Origin of the sequence: Alkalimonas sp. (assembly GCF_020831925.1) — a bacterium.
Classification (GTDB): Bacteria; Pseudomonadota; Gammaproteobacteria; order Enterobacterales; family Alteromonadaceae; genus Alkalimonas.
Window position 1 is genome coordinate 57,440 of sequence record NZ_JAFIFQ010000001.1, and the last position, 13,580, is coordinate 71,019.

12 protein-coding genes are annotated in these 13,580 nt (G+C 50.5%); 10 read left to right on the forward strand and 2 right to left on the reverse strand.

The window, feature by feature from the left end; translation table 11 throughout:
* Positions 1-68: 68 nt before the first annotated feature.
* A complete protein-coding gene (gene pabB, locus JJU14_RS00265; RefSeq protein WP_228610366.1) occupies positions 69-1,427 on the reverse strand; it encodes an aminodeoxychorismate synthase component I in 1,359 nt (452 codons plus the stop codon).
* A gap of 129 nt (positions 1,428-1,556) precedes the next feature.
* Here pabB and JJU14_RS00270 point away from each other — a divergent pair, with 129 nt between their 5' ends.
* Both JJU14_RS00270 and JJU14_RS00275 read left to right on the forward strand, forming a co-directional pair.
* Complete coding sequence (locus JJU14_RS00270) at positions 1,557-3,080, forward strand: fumarate hydratase (RefSeq protein ID WP_228610368.1); 1,524 nt, start codon at positions 1,557-1,559, stop codon at positions 3,078-3,080.
* Positions 3,081-3,148: 68 nt separating this feature from the next.
* On the forward strand, positions 3,149-5,182 hold the full coding sequence (locus JJU14_RS00275; RefSeq protein WP_228610370.1) for a S9 family peptidase: 2,034 nt from the start codon (positions 3,149-3,151) through the stop codon (positions 5,180-5,182).
* Between the two features lie 74 nt (positions 5,183-5,256).
* Here JJU14_RS00275 and asnB read toward each other — a convergent pair whose 3' ends face one another.
* The gene (gene asnB / locus JJU14_RS00280) at positions 5,257-6,921 is read right to left on the reverse strand and encodes an asparagine synthase B (protein WP_228610373.1); all 1,665 of its coding nucleotides are present in this window, start codon (positions 6,919-6,921) and stop codon (positions 5,257-5,259) included.
* A 153-nt stretch (positions 6,922-7,074) separates the two neighbouring features.
* Between asnB and JJU14_RS00285 the strand changes: the two genes are divergently transcribed.
* From JJU14_RS00285 to JJU14_RS00320, 8 genes are all read left to right on the forward strand, one after another.
* Positions 7,075-7,896: a DUF3025 domain-containing protein gene (locus JJU14_RS00285; protein WP_228610375.1), complete on the forward strand. Its 822-nt coding sequence runs from the start codon at positions 7,075-7,077 to the stop codon at positions 7,894-7,896.
* A 231-nt stretch (positions 7,897-8,127) separates the two neighbouring features.
* Positions 8,128-8,802 carry a hypothetical protein gene (locus JJU14_RS00290; RefSeq protein ID WP_228610377.1) on the forward strand — a complete coding sequence of 225 codons (675 nt, stop codon included), beginning with the start codon at positions 8,128-8,130 and terminating at the stop codon, positions 8,800-8,802.
* Between the two features lie 124 nt (positions 8,803-8,926).
* On the forward strand, positions 8,927-9,376 hold the full coding sequence (locus JJU14_RS00295) for a hypothetical protein (RefSeq protein ID WP_228610378.1): 450 nt from the start codon (positions 8,927-8,929) through the stop codon (positions 9,374-9,376).
* 178 nt (positions 9,377-9,554) lie between these two features.
* Positions 9,555-10,019: a hypothetical protein gene (locus tag JJU14_RS00300; protein WP_228610380.1), complete on the forward strand. Its 465-nt coding sequence runs from the start codon at positions 9,555-9,557 to the stop codon at positions 10,017-10,019.
* Between the two features lie 223 nt (positions 10,020-10,242).
* A complete protein-coding gene (locus JJU14_RS00305; protein WP_228610383.1) occupies positions 10,243-11,049 on the forward strand; it encodes an ATP-binding cassette domain-containing protein in 807 nt (268 codons plus the stop codon).
* Positions 11,049-12,251 carry an ABC transporter permease gene (locus JJU14_RS00310; RefSeq protein ID WP_228610384.1) on the forward strand — a complete coding sequence of 401 codons (1,203 nt, stop codon included), beginning with the start codon at positions 11,049-11,051 and terminating at the stop codon, positions 12,249-12,251. Before JJU14_RS00305 ends, JJU14_RS00310 begins: the two co-directional genes overlap by 1 nt.
* An 81-nt stretch (positions 12,252-12,332) precedes the next feature.
* On the forward strand, positions 12,333-12,539 hold the full coding sequence (locus tag JJU14_RS00315) for a bacterioferritin-associated ferredoxin (protein WP_228610386.1): 207 nt from the start codon (positions 12,333-12,335) through the stop codon (positions 12,537-12,539).
* A gap of 126 nt (positions 12,540-12,665) precedes the next feature.
* Positions 12,666-13,571: an aspartoacylase gene (locus tag JJU14_RS00320; RefSeq protein ID WP_228610387.1), complete on the forward strand. Its 906-nt coding sequence runs from the start codon at positions 12,666-12,668 to the stop codon at positions 13,569-13,571.
* Positions 13,572-13,580: the final 9 nt, after the last annotated feature.

Here is a 13,580-nt window from a genome sequence, read left to right on the forward strand (position 1 = left end):
AGTTTTGATTCAAAATTAATCATAGTGATTCATTTGCTGTTGTTCAATACGTCCTGCAAAAAACAATCTCACCGTAAGTTGGGAAGTATTTTGGACACTTTATCCAGCGTTTCCTGGTATTCGCTGTTGACTTCGGAGTCGGCGACAATGCCGCCGCCGGCCCAGCAGTGCAGTTGGCCGTGGCAGGCGACTAAGGTGCGGATAGCAATGTTGGTATCCATATCGCCGCTTTGGTCGATGTAACCGATGGAACCGCAGTACACCGAACGACGGTGGGGCTCCAGCTGCTCAATAATGGTCATGGCGCTGATTTTTGGTGCGCCGGTAATAGAGCCGCCCGGAAAAGCCGCTTGCAATAAGTCGGTGGCATCGAGGTCGGCTCGCAAGGTGGCGGTGACGGTACTCACCAGATGATGCACCGCCGGGTAGCTTTCAATGGCAAACAAATCGGGTACCCGCACACTGCCAGGCTCGGCCACCCGACCTAAATCATTGCGCAGCAAATCGACAATCATCACGTTTTCGGCGCGATCTTTCGGCGAGTTACGCAGCGCCTCAGCAGTTTCGGCATCCAGCTTAGCATCGCTGTGCCGTGCTTTGGTGCCTTTAATCGGCTTGGTTTCCACCTCCCGGCCATGCAGCTGCAAAAAACGCTCCGGCGAAATACTCAGCACAGCGCCTTCGGGCAAGCGCATAAAGGCAGAAAAAGGCGCGGCATTGGCAGTGCGCAGTTTCAGATAGGCTTGCCATTCACTGCCCTGGTAGCTGGCACTAAAGCGCTGCGCCAGATTGATCTGGTAGCAGTCACCCGCCAACAAATGTTCATGCACCTGATCAAAACGGGCTTGGTAGCCAGCTTTGTCCATATTGGCTTGCCAGTCGCTGGTCAGAGCAAAGGGTTCAGATTCTTGTTGGTGCAGACCAAGGCGGCTACTGAGCTTGTTCCAGTTCTGCTCGGCATCACCACGATAATCCAGGTACCACAGTTGCTGCTTTTCTTTATCCAGCACCAAGGCCCACAGATAAATACCGATGGCCATATCCGGCAATGGCAAATCCTTGGTTGCTACATCCGGTATCTGCTCGCTGTAGCGGCCAAGATCATAGCCCAAATAGCCCAAAGCACCGCCTTGAAACGGCAAATCAAGTTTGGGAGCCGGCTCTGGGAAATAGCAGCGCAGCGCCGCCTTTACTACCGCAAGTGGATGCTGCTGGTAGTGATGGCTGCCTTTGTCATTGGTCAAAACCGTATGGCCATCTTTCGCTTCAATGGTGCAGACTGGTTCTGCTGCCAATACATCAAAACGGTTGTTCTTAGCTACCGGTCCGGCCGAGTCCAGCAAAATGGCCCAGGGCTGCTCTGCCAGTGGCGCAAAGAACTCCAGTAAATCCGATGGGGCGTCGCCAATAATATGGTAATGCTGCATGTAAATATCCAGGATTGCGATCAGGGAAGATGCATGAAACTCTGGCCGCTGTTTTTGATGCGTTGTATGATACCAGCCGGACAACAAAGATTGAATGATGCATTGATTACGACAGAGGACAGATTTCAGATGACCGTGATCCGCCAGCAAGACTTTATCGACAGCATCGAAGATGCGCTGCAGTACATCTCCTATTACCATCCGCTGGATTTTATTCAGGCGTTGGAAAAAGCCTACCACAAAGAGCAAAATAAGGCGGCCAAAGATGCCATCGCGCAAATTCTGATCAACTCGCGGATGTCGGCTGAAGGCCACCGGCCTATTTGCCAGGATACCGGCATTGTCACCTGCTTTGTCAAAGTGGGTATGGATGTAAAGTGGGACAAAACCGACCTGACGGTACAGCAGATGGTGGATGAAGGCACTCGTCGTGCATACAACAACCCGGATAACCCATTGCGTGCGTCCATTGTGGCCGATCCGGCCGGTGCCCGTAAAAACACCCGCGATAATACCCCGGCCGTGGTGCATATTGACCTGGTGCCAGGTGCGGAAGTGGAAGTGATGATAGCCGCCAAAGGCGGTGGCTCTGAGAACAAAACCAAGATGGCGATGCTAAACCCATCCGATTCCATCGTCGACTGGGTGCTGGAATCTCTGCCCAAAATGGGTGCCGGCTGGTGTCCACCGGGCATGCTCGGCATCGGCATTGGCGGCACCGCGGAAAAAGCGGCGGTACTGGCTAAAGAGTCTTTGATGGATCCGGTTGATATTCAGCAGCTGATTGATAAAGGCGCGGAAACAGCCGAAGAGAAACTGCGGCTGGAGCTGTACGAGAAAGTGAACAATCTGGGCATAGGTGCCCAAGGGTTGGGCGGCCTGACCACGGTGGTCGATATCAAAATCAAAAGTGTGCCAACCCATGCTGCCTCCTTACCAGTGGTGATGATCCCCAACTGCGCTGCCACCCGCCATGTGCATTTCCACCTGGATGGCTCAGGCCCTGCTGATATCAAGCCACCAAAACTGGAAGACTGGCCAGAGGTGACCTGGGAGCTTGGCAGCAATGTGCGCCGGGTCAACCTGGATACCGTAACACCTGAAGAGGTTCAAAGCTGGCAAGCCGGCGAAACCGTGCTGCTGAGCGGCAAGATGCTAACCGGCCGCGATGCTGCCCACAAGCGCATTGCCGATCGCTTAAATAAAGGCGAAGGCCTGCCGGAAGGCGTTGACTTGAAAAACAAGTTTATCTACTACGTTGGCCCTGTTGATGCGGTTGGCGACGAAGTGGTCGGCCCGGCTGGCCCAACCACCGCAACCCGGATGGACAAATTCACCGAGATGATGCTGTCGCAAACCGGTTTGCTTGGCATGATTGGCAAATCCGAGCGTGGCGATGCTACCGTGGAAAGCATTAAACAGCACAAAGCGGTGTATTTAATGGCGGTCGGTGGTGCGGCCTATCTGGTATCCAAAGCCATCAAAAAGGCCCGGGTGGTGGCATTTGAGGACCTGGGGATGGAAGCCATCTACGAGTTCGAAGTGGAAGACATGCCCGTCACGGTGGCAGTCGATAGCCAGGGCAATAACGTCCATAAACAGGGCCCGGCCATCTGGAAAGTAAAAATCGAAGAAATGGCAACCGCGCAGTAAGCCGTCTTCACCCCGACAAAACCTGCAAGTGGCCCTTGCAGGTTTTTTTACCATTAAGGGAAGCAACTATGAAACATTGGTCTTTGTTTGTACCCACGTTTATGCTGGCCAGCTTCAGCCTGAGTGTGGCGGCGAAAACTCCGCTGCAGGTGGAGCATTTGGCCCAGTTGAATCAACTGAGCGACATCGTATTGGCACCCAATGGCAATCACCTGGTGTTTGCGCAAAAAAATGGTGGTGTTCAGCCCGCCGATAGCAGCCATGATCTGTACTTAATGGATTTAACCAACAACAACACCATTCGTCGGCTCACCCAAAGCTGCAGCCGTGAACATCAGGTGCGTTGGTCGGCCGATGGCAATGCCATTTACTTTCTGGCCGACAGAACCGGTTCCAATCAGGTGTGGCGCTTGAATCTTAGTGGTGGCGAAGCCATGCAGATCACCGATTTGCCATTGCCGGTGCAGGGCTTTCAGGTATCGCGCAATGGCCAAAAACTGGCACTGGCGCTACAACACAAACCGGGCTGTGGTGATATTACCTGCACGCTCAAAGCCAAAGCGGACGATGCCGCCCGCAAAGATACCGCCATGGTGTACGATCAGTTAATGGTACGTCACTGGGATCGCTGGCTGGATGGCTATCGCAGCCATTTGTTTGTTGCCACGCTTGGCGACACGCCAGTTACCTCGGCTCTGAACCTGATGCCGGATTGGAACAGCGATATTGCCGGGATCAACGAAGTGGCTTTTACGCCGGATCAGCAGCATCTGGTGTTCAGCGCTAAAATGCCGGGCGTGGACGAAAGCTGGCACACCAACTTTGATATTTTTGAAGTCAGCATCGAAGGTGGTGAGAAGAAAAACCTCACGGCCGACAACTCGGCCTGGGATTCGCATCCATCGTTCTCGCCGGATGGCCGCTTTATGGCCTACCTGGCGATGCAAACACCGCAGGCCGAGTCCGATCGCCGCCGGTTGGTGCTGCTCGATCAGGTCACCAATCAGCGCACTGTGCTAACCGAAGACTGGGATCGCTCTATCTATTCTTATCAGTTTGGCTCTGATAATCGCACTATTTATGTCACCACCCAGGATGTCGGGCAGGTCAGCATTTATGCCATCAACACCAGCTTTGGTGATGTGCGCAAAGTCTATGGCGATGGTACAGCTGGTCACCTGAATGTGGCTGGTGAGCGCATTGTGTTTAGCAATCACCGGCTGAATCAGCCGACCGAAATCTATCAAATTCAGACCGATGGCAACCGGCTGCAGCAGCTGACTAATGTCAACGGCCCTCTGCTCGAAAACATTGCCTTTGGGGATTTTGAGCAGTTCAGTTTCTCTGGCTGGGACGGCAATACTGTTTACGGTTACCTGGTAAAACCGGTCAACTTTAATGCCAACCAGCGTTACCCCATGGCTTATCTGGTGCATGGTGGGCCCCAGGGTAGCTTTGGCAATATGTTTCATTACCGCTGGAATGCGCAGCTGTGGGCAGCGCAGGGCTATGCCGTGGTGATGGTCGATTTTCATGGCTCCACCGGCTATGGCCAGGCCTTTACCGATTCCATCAGCCGTGACTGGGGTGGTAAGCCGCTGGTTGATTTGCAAAAAGGCTTCGAGTACGTGCAAAGCGCTTACCCGTGGATTGATGGCAAGCGGGCCTGTGCGTTGGGTGCCTCCTACGGCGGCTACATGATGAACTGGTTTGCCGGTAAATGGCCGGATGCTTTCCGTTGTCTGGTTAATCATGCTGGCCTGTACGATATGCCAAGCTTTTACGGCAGCACCGAAGAGCTGTTTTTCCCAGAGTTCGATTTAGGCGGCACCGCCTGGGATGAAGACTCGGATTATGCCAAATTTAACCCGGCGGCCTACGCCGATAATTGGCAAACACCGATGCTGGTGATCCACGGCTTGAAAGACTACCGGGTGCCTTATGCGCAGGGCCTGGGTGCTTTTACCAACCTGCAGCGTAAAGGCATTGAGTCACGGCTGGTGATTTTCCCGGACGAGAACCACTGGATCCAAAAGCCAGAAAACCGGGTACGTTGGTACAACGAAGTATTCGACTGGATGAAGCGCTTTACGGCGGAATAAACTGTACCACGCGAGAAAATAAAAAGGGCGCTGCATGCAGCGCCCTTACTTTATCTATTTATCGATGCCTGGTGTTAATAGGCTTCGGTATGCACATCGCGCACGGCGCGGCCGGATGGATCGGTCATTTCGGCCATTTTAGCATCCCAGGCCAGGGCTTCTGGCGTAGAGCAGGCCACCGATTTACCGCCTGGCACACAGGCAATGGCGCCGGCATGCGGGAAGTGCTCTTCAAAGATCACCCGGTAGTAGTAACCTTCTTTGGTATCCGGCGTATTGACCGGGAAGCGGAAGCTGGCAGTCGCCATTTGCTGATCGCTGATTTCGCGCTCAGCATGGGCTTTTAAGCTGTCAATCCAGCTGTAGCCTACGCCATCAGAGAACTGCTCTTTTTGCCGCCACAAAATTTCATTTGGCAGCAGACCATCAAACGCCTGGCGCAAAATGTGTTTTTCCATTTTGCCTTTACCACACATCTTGGCTTGTGGGTTTAACCGCATCGCCACATCCATAAAGGTTTTGTCCAAAAACGGCACCCGGGCTTCAATACCCCAGGCCGACATTGCCTTATTGGCGCGGTTGCAGTCAAACATATGCAAGCGGCTGATTTTGCGCAAAGTCTCTTCATGGAACTCTTTGGCATTCGGTGCCTTATGGAAATACAGGTAGCCGCCAAAGATTTCATCTGAGCCTTCACCGGACAGTACCATCTTAATGCCCATGGCCTTGATCTTACGGGCCATCAGGTACATCGGAGTTGAAGCCCGGATGGTGGTGACATCGTAGGTTTCCAGGAAATAAATCACATCGCGGATTGCATCCATGCCTTCTTGCACCGTGAAATGCACATTGTGGTGCACGGTGCCAATGGCATCGGCCACTTTTTGTGCCGCGACTAAGTCAGGCGAACCAGGCAGGCCGACTGCAAAAGAGTGCAGTCGTGGCCACCAGGCCTCGGTTTGATCGTCATCTTCCACCCGGCGCTTGGCAAATTGCTGGGCAATCGCAGAAATCAGCGAGGAATCCAGGCCGCCTGATAACAGCACGCCATAAGGCACATCGGACATAAGGTGGCTTTTCACGCTTTGTTCCAGAGCTTTGCGCAGCTCAGCCTCATTGGCAGGGTTGTCTTTTACCGCATCAAAGCTTTGCCAGTCACGCTGGTAGTAAGACTCCAGCTTGCCCACCTTGCTATCAAAAATATGCCCTGGCGGGAATTCTTTAATCTGTTTACAGACCGGCACCAAAGCTTTTAGCTCGGATGCGACAAACAACTGGCCATGCTCATCGTAGCCGTAATACAGCGGAATAATACCGATGTGATCGCGGGCAATCAGGTAACGCTCTTGCTCAGCATCGTACAGCACAAAAGCAAACATGCCGTGTAGCTTATCGACAAAATTTACACCATGCTCTAAGTACAATGGCAGGATCACTTCACAATCCGATTTGGTTTTGAAGTGGTAAGGCGATACCAGCTCTTTTTCCAACTGCTTATGATTATAGATCTCACCATTCACTGCCAGAATGTGATTTCGTTGCTCATTAATCAGAGGTTGGGCACCATTTTCAGTATCTACGATGGCCAGGCGCTCGTGCGCAAGGATGGCATTATTGTCATTCCAGATCCCAGACCAGTCCGGACCGCGATGACGTAACAACTTAGATAACTGCAGCGCCTGCTGGCGCAATGCTTTTACATCAGTTTTGATGTCAAGCACCCCAAATATCGAACACATGTTCACCTCTGTAGAATTAATTGAATTTTCGTTTGGCAGTATGTACGGCTATCCGTACCCCTTGAATGTGCCATGCCCAGTAGAAAATGCAAGTGCTTTTTGCAGCTTTGTTTCATGGTAAACTTTCAAAGCAAACGACAACAAAGTGAGCTTATGCAACCGACCCGAATAAAACCCCGTTTTAGCCCACCAGCTCATTGGCAGGCGGAGCTGTTTCAAAGCAACCCAATTTTCCACGATCTGCAGCAGCTGTTTCAGCCTGGCAGTTGCAGCAGCTGGCCTTCACCGGATTGGCTGAATAGGTTGCGCAGTCAAACTGACTTTTGCTTTGTCGGTAATGAGCTGTTGGAGCAAGATGGCCGTTACTACGAAGACTATATTTATGCAACGCAGCAAATTCCTACCCGGGCAGAAAACTGGCACGATCTATTCGGTGCCTTTATCTGGTGCTTGTTTCCAAACACCAAGGCTTTGCTCAATCAGCTGCATATTGAAGAGATAGCGCGGGCAGGGCTTAGCCCTCGCACGGTACTGCGCAACAAAATCACTTTGCTGGATGAGTGCGGGGTGCTCATCGCTTATACCCCGGCCCAGAAAAGCATGGTGCAGCAGGTGCAACAGCACCAATGGCAGCAGGTGTTCTGGCACCAGCGTCCGCTCTGGTGGCAGCAAATACGGCCGGTGATTTTTGGCCATGCTATCTATGAAATGGCAACGCAGCCGTTTATCGGCCTCACTGCCAAGTGCTGGTTTATTGAGGTGCCGGAAGACTTTTTTAACAGACCGCTTTGCAAAAGTTATGCATTTTTGGATCAGCAACTGTGCCAGCAAATCAGTCAGCAATCCGAGTGCTTACTGCAAAAGACCCAATTGACACCACTGCCATTGCTTGGCGTGCCTGGCTGGCATGCGGACAATCAGCAGCTGGCATTTTACAGCAATACCGATTATTTTCGCCCGAAAAGGCATCCCTAGCGCAATACCAGCGGCAGGTGTCGAAGCCCCTTTCACAGGCTACTGCAACTGGTCCATAGCAATAAATTTTTTGCTTAAATGCTGCATTTGTAATAGCATTTACTGTTCTTGTTAATAGTTGCCGTTTTGCGGCTTGAAGGGAGTTTTTGCGTGAAAGGGAGCCACTTCCTTACTGAGACTGCGCAAATAAATCCATATTACCTCTGACAGAGTTCAAAAATGAATACAAACATGTCTTTATCAACTCCTGTAATGATGCTGTTGGGGGCTTGTACCGGCTTCATCTTGATTGGTTGCAGCGATGCCACTTTTGACAACTACGAGCCGGACAACGAAACATCCGCTTTTATTGATGATGAGTACCATTGGGAACTTGATGGTCGTCCAGATGATACCGTGGTGGTAGCTGATGCAGCAGGACCATCGGCTCAGCAGTTAGTACAGCAACATGATATCCATCGCCGCCACATGTTGTATTTCCCACTTGATTCTTTCAATACCACAGACCCGATGCAGTTGGCCCGGATGTCGCTTCAGCGTCTAAATAGCCTCACAACCAATACGAATGTGATTGAACAAATAAAACTCTGCCATACAACGACGATGCAATCGGATGGAGTAATGGCCAGCACATATTTGCATGGTTCGAAGGATGCTGACGATGAAGCCGTCAGGCAGTATGGGCACCAGCTCTATCAAGCTTACCTAAACAAGTATGCTCCCAACAAAGGACAATCGTTAGAGAATGATCTGCATCTGTATTACATAGCCTTGGCGCCCAACTTCAGCTTAGACAGCAATGGACGGCTTGATGCTTTATACGATGCCTTTTGGCAGTGGTGCATCGCATTACCCAATACGCATTGGACGGGTCGCTATCAGGATAATCCGATACAGCAGATGTAATGTCATACGGGACTCATAAGACGATATGCTGATGACACCTTCTATTTGGTTTTATCTGGTTATTTTACTTTGGAGCATGAGGGTATCCGCATTCGTATCCTCCTCCTTCTTGCACGATAAGGCTATGCCAGAGGTTCTTGTCTTCAATGCCTACGAGCAAGCACCCAAACTTACGGAATCGGCTTTGCAAAAAGCGGAGCTTTTTATCCAGGGCGATGAAACGGATATTTATGTGCGGTTGCAAAACAGGGCGGGTGCTAAAGTGGATAGCTGGATTGGCCAGCACCCCGGCCGGGAGGTCGCCACGCTGTCGGAGGCATTTTACAGTCAAATCTGCCATCAGGAAGTGCTGGTGCTGGTGATCCAAAAGCGAATCAATACCGCCATTTCTACTGGTGATAGCTACTTGAATGCACTCTTTGATCCGGTGTCTGGTGAATGGCTCAAAACGCTGCACGGTGCCAAAGTAAAAGACAAAGAGACGGATGCCTGGTTTGTCGACAGTCAGCAGGCGTTATTAGCAACCCTGAAAAACGGTACGGATGTGTCCTGCCCGCTCACGTCCTCCGATTAACGCGTTCAATTGCATTGTCCAAGCCAGGCGTCACTCTGGAGCATATCGCCAACGTGAATGTCGTATACCTACGAGAAGGGGCATATTGGCATCCGTTGTGGCTTTGCGCGCACAGCATCTGGCTATTGCCAGTTGATCCTGTGATTTAGGTTTATTTATTTTGGAACAAGGGAACAACGTGAAAAATAGTATCTACGCAACCATGCTGCTAGGCGTTGCCACGTCAGTGTTGGCTGATGAACAGGCGAAACTGGAAGCCATGTGCGAAATTGGCTGGACTGCATACCATACGCAGGATATCAGCTTGATTGCTCCTTTATGGCGGGATTATTTACCCGATGATTGGCCTGAAGAGCGAAAAGCAGAGACGACTGAGCTATTCCTTGCCGATCGTGCAGTGATCTTTGAGCGGGCCAGGCAAAGTCATGGCGATATCAGTTATCAGCTGGCTCAAGTTCGCTTTTACGATACCGATGAAATTCCAAAAGTATACAGCCAACATAATGCAAAACGCTATGCAACCCTAAGTTATGAGGCGCACAGCATCAACAATCCTCTGAGCCGGTCGTCTCCCAGCTGTACTTTTTTTGATTACGATGGTGATGGAAACTGGCAAATTAACACCATTCTCTGGACCAGATAAGCAGGACTGCATTGTCAGAGCAAAACCTTTTTAACTCCAGTAAAGGCAGCCTCTAAAATCTGCTTACATTTTTGCAGGTGGAAAACATCCAAAGCAAATTGCTATTCCGGCGTCTCTCTTGAATAATACAGAGCTGTTTTACATTGAGAACGAGCAAGGTTGTTGCGAAAACCAGCCATCATTGCTCCCTGCTCATGACTTCACACCCCAGAAGGACTCGAGGATGATCGAAATAAACCACCTGGCCAAGGCCTTTGCGCTTGGCAAGGGCTCCAAACTGTCTGAAAGTGAAAAGCAAGATGTGCGCTACAGTAAGACGGCTTTTCATTCTGTGCGTGATGTCAGCTTTCACTGCGAGCAGGGCGAAGTGCTTGGTTTGCTTGGACCCAATGGGGCCGGTAAAACCACCACCTTGCGCATGCTATCTACCGCGTTAAAACCGGATGCTGGTACTGTGCTGATCAATGGCGTCGATGTATTAAAGCAACCGTTAAAAGCGCGTCAGCAAATTGGTTTCTTATCCGCCGATACTGGCCTTTATGGCAAGTTAACGGCTTTTGAAAACATTGCCTATTTTGGCCGCTTGCATGGCATGAAAGATGCCGAATTGCGTCAGCGAATCGATGAGCTATTCACTTTGCTCAATATGCACGACTTTGCCAATCGCCGGGCCGATAACATGTCGACAGGCATGAAACAAAAAACTGCCATTGCGCGGGCAGTGGTGCACAGCCCCAAGGTGGTGATTCTGGATGAGCCGACCACCGGCCTCGATATTATGACGGTGCAAACGGTACTGGATTTTATTCAGTCACTCAAAGTATTAAAAACACCGGTCATTTTCTCTACCCATCACTTGGACGAAGTGGCTGCCCTGTGCGATCGGGTGGTGGTGATTGATAAAGGCATTAGCACGTTTTCCGGCAGCATCGAAGCCTTCCGGCAGTGCACCGACAGTGGCGATTTGCGCGAAGCCTTTTTATCTGTGATTAATCAGCCGGAAACCGTAACGGCACAAGGAGCAGCCTGATGTGGCAAGTCTATTTTAAAGAGTTGACCGAGTTGATGCGCGACAAAAAAACACTGATTTTTGTCATTCTGCTGCCTATCCTGATCTTCCCGGTGCTGTTTGGTATTATGGGTTTGGTGCTGAGCACCACCACCAGTAAGGCGATGCAGGAAGAGCACCGCTATGTGATCGTCAATGCCGATCAGGCACCGCAGTTTGCTGAAGCTTTGTTTTACCATAAAAACTTTCGCCGGATAGACTCCGACCTGACGGAAACCGACCAGCTGGTTGCTGCGATCCGGGCCGGTGATTTCGATATGGCACTGGTGATCCCGGCTGATTTCAAACAGCGTCAGTCTGCGATTGAGCAAAGCGAGTGGCAGTTGATTTACAATCAATCCTCGCAGCTGGACTTTATGTTCCAGTACTTTAATGAGCTGATGCGTAAATTTACTGAAGATCTGCAAATGACCAACCTAAGTCAACTTGGGGTGGATCCGGAGCGGTTACAAGCTATTTTAAAGCCGGTCGAAGTGCGCCGCATTGATACCGCGGATACCCGGGAGAATATCGGTGAGAAAATTGGCGCCTTTATTGCCTATATTCTGATCCCGATTTGCTTGATGGGTGCATCCTATCCGGCGATTGACATGGGCGCTGGCGAAAAAGAACGCGGTACCCTGGAAACCTTATTGATCTGTCCGGTTAGCCGAACGGCCATTGTGCTGGGTAAGTTTTTGACGGTATTGACCACAGGTCTAGCGACGACCTTGATTACAGTCGTCAGTTTGGGTGTATGGACAGCGGTGATAAGTTCTTTTGCTGGTCTGGATGTAGTGGCTAATGTGATGTCGAGTATCTCTATCACCGATTTGCTGCTGATCTTCCTGATGCTGCTGCCCATCTCGGCTATTTTTGCTTCTTTATTGCTGGCGATTTCCATCTATGCCAAAACCTTTAAAGAAGCACAAAATTACATGAGTCCCTTGTCCTTTATCGTGTTAATGCCATTGGTGGCTGCTATTTTGCCAGGTGTCAATCTGACCACTACCACAGCCATGATCCCACTGACCAATGTGGCGCTAGCTATCAAAGAGCTGATTAAAGGGACTGTTGATTATGGTTTGCTGATGATGATCTTTGCATCCACTGTCGTACTGGCCGGTGCTTTAGTCGCTTTTTGCGTGCACTGGTTCCAGCAAGAGAAGGTGTTGTTTCGCTAGGTAGAACTTTAATCGCTAAATACTATTGATAATAGTTATTAATTAGATTAGGATCACCCTATCAACTGATGAGGTGATCCTATGTACGTTTGTCTGTGCAAAGCTGTAACCGACAAAGCCATTAAGCAGCATGTTGCCAATGGTGTGCGCTCCATGCGTGAACTGCGTGCTTGCAGCGGTTTAGGCAGCCAGTGCGGTCAGTGTACCTGCCAAGCCAGTCAAATTTTGCATAATGAAACCTTGCTGCACTCACAGCAAGATTTTGACTTAGCTCACGAAGTTGCCTAGTAATACAGATCCCAACTGCTTTTAAATTCTTTTTTTCTGCATTTTTATTCTTTTCTTTTTGCGCTGGTTCTCAAGCCAAGGCTTTTACGGCATACTGCATAACATCTTAGTAAAGCGGAGTTTCTTATGCAGCCCATCCAGCAAGTGGCCATCGTTGGTGGTACTCATGGTAATGAGTTTTCCGGTATTTATTTAATCCGTCAGTACCAGCGTCAACCTGAACTTTTGCAGCGGCAGAGCTTTCATGCCTGGACACTGTTTGCCAATCCACAAGCGCATAGCGCCAACAAGCGCTACCTGGATGCTGATTTAAACCGCCAGTTCCGCCGCGAAGATTTGGATAACCCCAGCCATAGCAATTACGAGCAAAGCCGCGCTAAAGTGATTGACGCAGTGCTTGGGCCTAAAGGCAACCCGAAGGTGGACTTAGTGATTGACTTGCACAACACCACCAGCAATATGGGGCCGGTTCTGATCCTGACGCAGGCAGGGGATTTTTACAATCAGCTGGCCGGTTACGTCAAAATGAAGATGCCAGAAGCGGTGATTAGTTGTGATGAAGACCATCTGCCCGCCGAAGAGCATAAGCTGCTCTGCACCACAGGCCGTTATGGTGTCATTGTCGAAGTGGGGCCACAACCGCAATCGGTGCTCCGGCAAGATGTGCTGGAACAAATGCACAGCATGACCCAGCACATTCTGGATTTTGCCGATTTATACAACCTTAGGCAGCTGCCAGAGTTACCGAAAGAAGTAGAAGCCTATCGCTATCTGCACAGCATTAAACTGCCAGTGAATGAGCAGGGTGAGCGCCTTGGTATGGTGCACAACCATGTGCAGGATAAAGACTTCAAGCCCATCCATCCGGGCGATCCTATTTTTAAACTGTTTAACGGTGGAGAAATCTGTTACGACGGCCCAGATGTCGTTTACCCGAGCTTTATTAACGAAGCCGCTTATTACGACAACAATCTGGCCATGTCGTTGAATGAAAAAATCACGTTGCGGGTAACACCTGTGGCGACAGATTAATTGTCAGTG

What these genes read in the sequence shown, in the direction of transcription:
- pabB (WP_228610366.1), bottom strand. Translation starts at nt 1,427, where the DNA reads ATGCAGCATTACCATATTATTGGCGACGCCCCATCGGATTTACTGGAG.
- JJU14_RS00270 (WP_228610368.1), top strand. Translation starts at nt 1,557, where the DNA reads ATGACCGTGATCCGCCAGCAAGACTTTATCGACAGCATCGAAGATGCG.
- JJU14_RS00275 (WP_228610370.1), top strand. Translation starts at nt 3,149, where the DNA reads ATGAAACATTGGTCTTTGTTTGTACCCACGTTTATGCTGGCCAGCTTC.
- asnB (WP_228610373.1), bottom strand. Translation starts at nt 6,921, where the DNA reads ATGTGTTCGATATTTGGGGTGCTTGACATCAAAACTGATGTAAAAGCA.
- JJU14_RS00285 (WP_228610375.1), top strand. Translation starts at nt 7,075, where the DNA reads ATGCAACCGACCCGAATAAAACCCCGTTTTAGCCCACCAGCTCATTGG.
- JJU14_RS00290 (WP_228610377.1), top strand. Translation starts at nt 8,128, where the DNA reads ATGTCTTTATCAACTCCTGTAATGATGCTGTTGGGGGCTTGTACCGGC.
- JJU14_RS00295 (WP_228610378.1), top strand. Translation starts at nt 8,927, where the DNA reads ATGCCAGAGGTTCTTGTCTTCAATGCCTACGAGCAAGCACCCAAACTT.
- JJU14_RS00305 (WP_228610383.1), top strand. Translation starts at nt 10,243, where the DNA reads ATGATCGAAATAAACCACCTGGCCAAGGCCTTTGCGCTTGGCAAGGGC.
- JJU14_RS00310 (WP_228610384.1), top strand. Translation starts at nt 11,049, where the DNA reads ATGTGGCAAGTCTATTTTAAAGAGTTGACCGAGTTGATGCGCGACAAA.
- JJU14_RS00315 (WP_228610386.1), top strand. Translation starts at nt 12,333, where the DNA reads ATGTACGTTTGTCTGTGCAAAGCTGTAACCGACAAAGCCATTAAGCAG.
- JJU14_RS00320 (WP_228610387.1), top strand. Translation starts at nt 12,666, where the DNA reads ATGCAGCCCATCCAGCAAGTGGCCATCGTTGGTGGTACTCATGGTAAT.